We start from the raw sequence: 8090 nt of genomic DNA, 5'->3' as shown, positions 1-8090 counted from the left end.
ACGTTAGTCCGTAGGCTTTAAGGTGGTTGGCTTGAGTGCCATCCATTGGAATATAAAGTTTGGAGGCAGAGGCCCAAGTAGAAACGAATAGCAACGCTATTGCCAGAAATCTCATTGTAAATAGGTTAGGTAACTATGTAAGATACGACGATTTAAAGAAAGTAGCAACCTAAAACGACTGACTAAACGGTACTCGCTGCGCTCCTACCCCAACCGTAAGTATATCATAGTTTGACGAAAATAAACCCTCAATTATTTCTTCTTGAATGAAAATTGGGATTTACGGGTTTAAATCTTTTCATTCAGCTGCTTTCAGCCAGCAGTAATGTTACCTCACCAAATAGTTAAATGTGTGCACCAATTTAAGGACAAAAGCAATCATTGTCCCCAGATGAGGTTCTGCGCCCGGCAAATTCTGGGGTCTACTGTATGAGAGGCCGGATTCACTAAACCTCAACCTCGTGGCATTTACCGGCAAGAGAATTTCTGTATTATCCCCAGAAATTGCTACTACATATGAACTATAATAAAGCAGTTAGCCAACTTATACATTCACCTGATTAACAATTTTAGCTGGTTAATTCTTTCGTCAATTTTCCGTTGACCAACCTAAAGATACGAAGCGGATTGTCATTCTTCAGAGCTGTAGGCAGCCCATTTTGGGGGAAGTTTTGGTAAGAAATAGGCCGAGTGAATCGTTTTATTGCTAGAGTTCCTACCGATGTGGTTCGAGAGTCGGTAGTAGCGGGATACGGCCCCCCGTGCACCATTGAGTGGCATACTTCTACTCCGGTAGGAAATCCATTAACCAACAAACGCCCAACCTTGCGTTCCAAAATAGCCACCAAGTCTGTATATTCTTCTAAGTCTTTATCGGTTGCGTGTAACGTAGCAGTCAGGTGACCTTCTAAATTTTTCGCTACTTCTAACATTTCTTCTTTCGATTGAGCGGCTACATGCAGACTAGAAGGTCCAAATACTTCTTCGGATAGGTTAGGTTGATTCAGAAAGTTCTGTGCGTTAGTACTAAAAATATAACCCTCGCTTGCCGTAGCAGTATCAGCGCGTTTGCTCTTGGCTACCGTAGCCACGTTGTCAGTTCGCTCCATTTGATCGGCACCTTTTTGGTAAGCTTTACTAATCTGTTCCGTAAGCATCGCATCGGTTGATACATTGTTTAGCGACTGCTCCGCTGTTTTTAAGAACTGTGTACTATTATCCGATTTCTGAGTGATGAGCACTCCCGGGTTGGTACAGAACTGCCCAACCCCCAATGTTAGTGATCCCACCCAGCCTTCGGCAATTTCATCTGAGCGTTGTTGTAAGGCTTCGGGTAGTACAAATACCGGATTAATACTACCCATTTCGGCGTAGACCGGAATCGGTTCATCTCGCTGATTGGCAGCATCGAATAAAGCTTTTCCCCCTCGAAATGAACCGGTAAATCCAACTGCTTTGATTAACGGGTGCTGTACGATTCCCATTCCCACCTCTACTGATTTTCCCTGCACCAGCGAGAAAGTACCCGCGGGCATACCACTCGCTTCTACTGCCTGGGCAATCGCCTGCCCTACCAATTCGGATGTACCTGGATGAGCTGGGTGGCCTTTTACCACTACGGTACAGCCCGCTGCCAAAGCCGAAGCAGTATCGCCCCCGGCTACTGAAAAAGCCAGGGGGAAATTGCTGGCTCCAAATATACCAACTGGCCCCAAGGCGATCTGCATTTGCCGGATATCCGGTTTAGGCAACGGCTGCCGATCCGGGACAGCCGTATCAATCCGGGCATCAACCCAAGAGCCATCGCGCAGTAACTCGGCAAATAGCTTGAGCTGATTAACGGTACGCCCTCGCTCGCCGGTTAAACGACCCAAAGGCAAACCAGTTTCTTGGTGGCACCGCTCCAGCAGGGTATCGCCCAGGTTCATAATTTCTTCGCCGATCTTATCCAGAAAATCAGCTCGCTCGTGGTCTGATTTTTTTCGATAGGTAACAAATGCTTCTTCTGCTTTTTGTACCGCTTGATCTATTTCATCTGCTGTGGCTTCGGCAAATTCAGTAGGCATTTGCTCACCCGTAGTAGGGTTGGTAGCGTAGAAGGTATTACCTCCAGACTTCGATGTATTATTTGCAATAATTTGATTACCAGTAACTTGCATAGTGCTTTATTTATTAATTAGGTTCTAAACACTCGTGATATCTTCTAGCGAGTGACTATCCAAAAATTGTTTTTATTGATCTCAACCATAAAACTATCGTTCTCACTATTCAAAGAACTTAAAATATCAATATGTAGCTTAATTACTTCGATCAGGTCGGCATTTGCTTCATTACCTAAACTGACTTTTATAAGTTATTTGGGCGTTTTTCTGAATAAAAATGAATTTCGAGAATCTTGATTCTTGGTAATCAAAATCTGATTATTTTTATCAGCATATTGGCAGATAGCATTATCTTTAGTGTTCCATTTATCAAGAATATTTTTTACATGCTCTGACTGAAATCCAATTTCCTGAATTTACTTCGATAGTTTAATGGATATATGAACATCGCACAGAAACTTCATTTGTCTGTTAAAGACATGGTTTCTCCTGAAACAGAAAGTCGGGTAAAATGTATACAAGCATAAATATCATCAATTTCAAGTTCAGGATGGTCATCAATTATCTGATGCGGAGTCATTCTTGAACCTAACATATCCAAAACAACCTTAACTGGCCACCTCATTCCTCTGATTATAGGTTTACCGTGACAGATTTCTGGCTCAATAGTGATACGATCGACTCGTGTGTTCATATTACTAAATATACTAAAAGGTTAATATTATTCAACCGTATTCGTTAACGTACCAATCGGTTCGATGGTAATGCTAACTTCATCACCGGATTGCAAGGTGAAGTCATTATCAGGAATAATACCAGTTCCGGTCATCAAGTAACATCCACTAGGAAAGTCCATTTCGCGGTAGAGGTAGCTGACCAGATCGGCAAATTTGCGTTTAATCTGATTGACTTGGGTTTCATCCCGAAAAGCCACTTCTTCCCCCCGCCGAATGGTTAAGTGTATATCAGCATCTTCCGAGAAAGGTCGATCAGTGATGAAAAGGCATGGGCCAATCGCACAGCTTCCCCGGTAGCTTTTTGCCTGGGGCAAATACAGCGGGTTCTCACCTTCTATACTGCGCGAACTCATATCATTACCGATGGTATAACCTTGAATATTTCCTTGCGAATTGATAAATAAAGTCAACTCCGGCTCTGGCACATTCCAGCTAGAGTCCTGACGAATGCGCACCTGATCGCCGTGACCTACCGTGCGAGCCGCCGTAGCCTTAAAGAACAGTTCGGGCCGATCCGCGTCGTATATCCGATCATAAAAACTTCCTCCCCCCGCTTCCTTAGATTCCTCCATCCGAGCGTCTCGACTCCGGTAGTAAGTCACCCCCGAAGCCCAAACTTCCTGATGGCCAATAGGGGGTAAAAGTTCACTGTGTAGTAGTTCTGCACCATCTTCAAGTTCTTCCCAGTTCTTAAACTGTTCGTCTATCTTTTTAAACAGATTGCTCTGGTTAACCAATTCATCCCATTCTAAATCAGTGTTTATAAAGTAGCGATTCTGATGATAGAGGAGTATTCCACGGGGGGTTCGGTATAACTTCATGGGCTTTACGTTAGCGTAGTGAGTATTAGCAAATTTAGCTCCTTTGGTAAGCATTGCAAATTAAGCCAGGTCTTAACCAAAGGTCGCTGAATTATGAAAAGTGCTGGTCAGAAACAGTGCTTTCTTTTGAAAATGGCTGATTGAAAACAGCAATGTAGCTTAGTAACTGCTAGCCTTGCACTGTCCTTCTGGTTGGCAATATTATTAGAGTTATCTATTTTACTACAATTAATCTTAACCTAATGAAACACCTCAACGATCTACTACTGTTAGGCGATCCGCGACTTTATAAAGTCTGCGAACCGGTTACGGAAACTGATCAACCGCTAATTGGTGAGTGGGTACGGGATTTACATAACGTGATGGAAGAAATTCGGGCGAAGCACCATTTTGGTCGGGGCATTGCCGCTCCGCAGTTGGGCATTATGAAACGGTTATTCTACCTAAATGTAAAGGAGCCTCACGTTATTATCAATCCCGAAATTAGTTGGACGAGTGACGATCAATTTACCCTTTGGGATGATTGTATGAGCTTTCCTAAGCTTTTAGTTAAAGTAGACAGATACAAGTCACTGAAAATAAACTACTTAAATGAATATTTTGAACCACAAGAATGGCTGATTGAAGAGCCCAATCTGGCCGAGTTAGTTCAACATGAATACGATCACTTGAACGGAGTGCTCTGCACCCTGCGGGCCATTGACGAAAAGTCTTTTCGGTGGCGTTCGTGACTATAGTAAAAAATGATTTAGACTATTCTCACACCTACTCTTTGCAAAATCATCTTACAACCCGCATATTGGGCAATAGAACAAAACCTAACTACCGAATATATGCCTGAGCAGAAAAAACTACGCAGCCACGATTGGTTTGGCAAAACCGATAAAATGGGATTTATCTACCGCTCATGGATGCGGAATCAGGGACTACCCGATCATGCATTTGATGGTCGCCCTATTATTGGCATCTGTAATACTTGGTCAGAATTTACTCCCTGCAACGCTCACTTTCGCGAGTTAGCGGAATACGTGAAACGTGGGGTGTACGAAGCCGGAGGTTTTCCCTTTGAATTCCCGATTATGTCGCTGGGTGAAACCTTACTGAAGCCTACCGCTATGCTGTTCCGCAATCTGGCCAGCATGGATGCCGAAGAATCTATTCGGGGTAATCCGATGGATGGAGTTATTCTACTCTGCGGTTGTGATAAAACGACTCCTTCTACCATGATGGGTGCTGCTAGTGTTGACCTACCCACGCTAGTTATCTCGGGCGGGCCGATGCTAAACGGAAAATACCGAGGGGGAGAAATTGGTTCGGGCACCGCAGTGTGGCAATTAAGTGAAAACTTGCGGGCGGGTAAAATTACCCAAGAAGAATTCTTCTATGCCGAAAGCTGCCAGTCGCGCAGCCGGGGGCACTGCATGACGATGGGGACGGCTTCTACGATGGCCTGCATGGTAGAATCATTAGGCATGGGGATGCCGCACAATGCTGCTATTCCGGCGGTAGATTCTCGTCGGCGCACCCTGTCGCATATGGCGGGGCGGCGCATTGTAGAGATGGTTCATGAGGATTTGAAGATGTCAAAAATTCTGACCCGAGAAGCGTTTGAAAACGCCATTGTAGCTAATGCGGCTATTGGCGGATCGACCAACGCCATTATTCACCTGCTTGCGATTGCCGGACGACTCGGGGTAGAATTAAACCTGGACGATTTCGACCGCCTAGGCCACGATATTCCGTTACTAGTTAATCTTATGCCTTCAGGGAAATACCTGATGGAAGATTTCTATTACGCGGGAGGACTTCCCGCCGTCTTAAAAGAATTGAAAGAACACCTGCATTGGGATGCCATGACGATAAACGGAAAAACGATTGGCGAAAATTCTGAAGCCGTACCTTGCTACAACCGGGAAGTAATTGCCGAAATTGAACAACCGTTTAAAGAACGATCCGGTATTGCGGTTATTAAGGGAAATCTGGCTGAAAATGGCGCAGTGATTAAACCCTCGGCCGCTACTCCAGCGCTAATGAAGCACCGGGGTCGGGCGGTGGTCTTTGAAACAATTGAAGATTACCATGCCCGCATCGATGATCCTGATCTGGATATTGACGAAACTTGCGTAATGGTACTCAAACAAGTTGGCCCCAAAGGTTATCCCGGTATGCCGGAAGTCGGGAACTTAGGACTTCCTAAAAAAGTGCTGGCGAAGGGGATTGAAGATATGGTTCGTATCTCGGATGGACGGATGAGTGGTACGGCTTACGGCACCGTGGTACTACACATTTCACCCGAATCGGCGGTTGGTGGAACCCTGGCGTTGGTGCAAGAAGGTGATATGATTGAGCTTGATGTAGAAGCTCGTAAGCTACATCTGGATGTATCGGACGAAGAACTGGGTGAGCGGCGAAAACAGTGGGAAGCCACTAACCTAGGTTACCGTCGGGGCTATGCTCAATTGTATATCGACCATGTGCAGCAGGCTGATTTGGGTGCTGACTTCGATTTCCTACGGGGTGGTTCGGGAAGTGAAGTGTTCCGAGACTCACACTAAACGGCTATATAAACGAACGATAACTCCTTACATAGTCAAAAGTTGAAGGTCACTGCTGTTCGGGCTTCATGACTAATCTGCTGTAAAACACCTAATAATTTCGCCATGTCGTTAATAAGATAGCGACCTTCGTCGAGCGTTACGATTTGACCGCTAAAGCCACGAGAGCGCCACTTTGTACCGTAGGTTACGTCTTCCCTTTTACTTATTCAGCTCGCGAGCCCTAATAGTTGTACGGTGCCTTGTTTCAAGTTCTGATTTTTAGCTTCGGTGGTGCAAAAGATTGGTGCTGAAAATAAAGTGTAGATCATAAATCACACATTAATTTAATTCAACAATTACTCTGCTGTAACTGAAACTACCGAAAATACCATAGCCACCTTTAATGTTCTGAGCAAGTGGCACGATCTCAAACAATAGATCGTCAAAGTATTCCTGTTGCCAACTAGTCCGGACGTACTGATACGCGTCTTCGTGATAGGTGGTTAGGGTAACTACCATGCTTAGCGGAAAAGCTTCATCCACTTCCGCTTTGTAATCAAACGTGTACTCTAGCCCATTAAACAGTTCGTCGGTAAAGTAGTAATCCTGGTATCCCCGGTACGGTTCGGAGGTCAAAGATTCTAAGTCTTGCACAGCCGGATCAACCGAATGATTAGAAGCAATGGTTTCCAGGGTATCGTATTCGGTAACCCACTCTCCTTCCGAAGATTGGTAGGCACCTAATACGCCCCAGTATTGCAAAGCGTTACTTACCATGTAGTAATTTTTCTCTGAGGCCGGATCAGAAAACGTTAGGGCGAATGCGTAGCGAGTGACCGTATCGGCGAAATTAGTATCGTCGCGATACTGGGTCGGTTTATTGGCCGGAACAATCGTATAGCTCACATCAGCTAATGATACCGGTATTGGAACCGTAGTGGTAGCCTCAGCTGGGGGATAGGATTCGGCGGTAACCGATAAGTGATACGCTACCCCGGGCTGAGGAGCGAAATTTGCCCGATACTGCCCCCGCATAGAATCTACCAACGTTAGCGTTTCAACTAATCCTTGGTCGGAAGATACAATTACTTGAGCTTCAGTCACTGCCCGGATTCTGCTGGCATCCGTTACTGACTTGGAATGAGATACCCAAACCGAAACTAAACTATCGGGCTGTAGCATAGAATAGATCGCTAAACGGGGCGCTTCTTGGGCAATATCTATCTCGATATCTTTCTGACAGGCGACTAGTACTAAAATGCCTATTGTTCCTACGATAAGGGTACGTTTCATAACTAAAACTTAAATTGGTAGCTAACCATCGGAAGTATCGGTAGCAAGCTCATTTGCCAAAAGCTGTATTCGTCATTCTCATTCCAACGCCGATTGTAAAAATTTACTATAAATGGGTTCCTCCGGTTATAGAAATTGTACAAACCAAACTCCCAGGTTCGCTCACCCCATCGTTTCTCTTTACGGAACGAGATACTCACATCCAACCGGTGGGTGGCGGGGGTACGCTGACCGTTTCGGGGGCCCGCCACCGTCCTAACCTGATTCTCTTGCCCGGGTTCATTGGGGGCGGGTACGATTTCAGTAAATGTAACCGTAGGAAGGGTGAAGGCAAAACCCGTAGCGAACCCCCATCCCCAGGACAGATCAACGTTCTCCTTCCAATGAAGGACCCCACCGAAATCAATCTCGTGCCGACGGTCGTAGCGAAAGGGGAACCACTCACCGTCGTTTATTTCGTCAAACTGCCGCTCACTTCGCGACCAAGTATACCCCAACCAGGTAGATAATTTTTCAGAGTTCCGCTGCGTAAGTAGTTCTAGTCCGTAGGCCTGGCCCTGGCCACTCGCGATCTGATCTTCCAAGTTTATTTCCCTGTTC

General features: G+C 45.4%; 7 protein-coding genes and 1 pseudogene. 2 read left to right on the top strand and 6 right to left on the bottom strand.

Features of this window, described 5'->3' with window-relative positions:
* Positions 1–569: 569 nt before the first annotated feature.
* The 4 genes from WBA23_RS11250 to WBA23_RS11235 all read right to left on the bottom strand — a co-directional run bounded on the left by WBA23_RS11250 (position 570) and on the right by WBA23_RS11235 (position 3660).
* Entirely contained in the window at positions 570–2159 is a 1590-nt protein-coding gene (locus WBA23_RS11250; RefSeq protein WP_424582375.1) for an aldehyde dehydrogenase (NADP(+)), read from the bottom strand.
* Between the two features lie 194 nt (positions 2160–2353).
* On the bottom strand, positions 2354–2509 hold the full coding sequence (locus tag WBA23_RS11245; RefSeq protein WP_424582377.1) for a DUF5615 family PIN-like protein: 156 nt from the start codon (positions 2507–2509) through the stop codon (positions 2354–2356).
* A 53-nt stretch (positions 2510–2562) separates the two neighbouring features.
* On the bottom strand, positions 2563–2796 hold the full coding sequence (locus WBA23_RS11240) for a DUF433 domain-containing protein (RefSeq protein WP_424582374.1): 234 nt from the start codon (positions 2794–2796) through the stop codon (positions 2563–2565).
* Between the two features lie 27 nt (positions 2797–2823).
* Entirely contained in the window at positions 2824–3660 is an 837-nt protein-coding gene (locus WBA23_RS11235) for a fumarylacetoacetate hydrolase family protein (protein WP_424582376.1), read from the bottom strand.
* A 242-nt stretch (positions 3661–3902) separates the two neighbouring features.
* Between WBA23_RS11235 and WBA23_RS11230 the strand changes: the two genes are divergently transcribed.
* Positions 3903–4391 carry a peptide deformylase gene (locus WBA23_RS11230; RefSeq protein WP_424582373.1) on the top strand — a complete coding sequence of 163 codons (489 nt, stop codon included), beginning with the start codon at positions 3903–3905 and terminating at the stop codon, positions 4389–4391.
* A 102-nt stretch (positions 4392–4493) separates the two neighbouring features.
* Complete coding sequence (locus tag WBA23_RS11225; protein WP_424582372.1) at positions 4494–6215, top strand: IlvD/Edd family dehydratase; 1722 nt, start codon at positions 4494–4496, stop codon at positions 6213–6215.
* A gap of 321 nt (positions 6216–6536) precedes the next feature.
* Here WBA23_RS11225 and WBA23_RS11220 read toward each other — a convergent pair whose 3' ends face one another.
* A complete protein-coding gene (locus tag WBA23_RS11220) occupies positions 6537–7490 on the bottom strand; it encodes a DUF4249 domain-containing protein (protein WP_424582371.1) in 954 nt (317 codons plus the stop codon).
* Between the two features lie 2 nt (positions 7491–7492).
* Positions 7493–8090 (bottom strand): annotated as a pseudogene (locus WBA23_RS11215) (TonB-dependent receptor); the annotation flags it as partial.

The organism is Tunicatimonas sp. (assembly GCF_049647865.1).
Classification (GTDB): Bacteria; Bacteroidota; Bacteroidia; order Cytophagales; family Cyclobacteriaceae; genus Tunicatimonas.
This window is presented reverse-complemented; position numbering and strand designations above follow the sequence as displayed.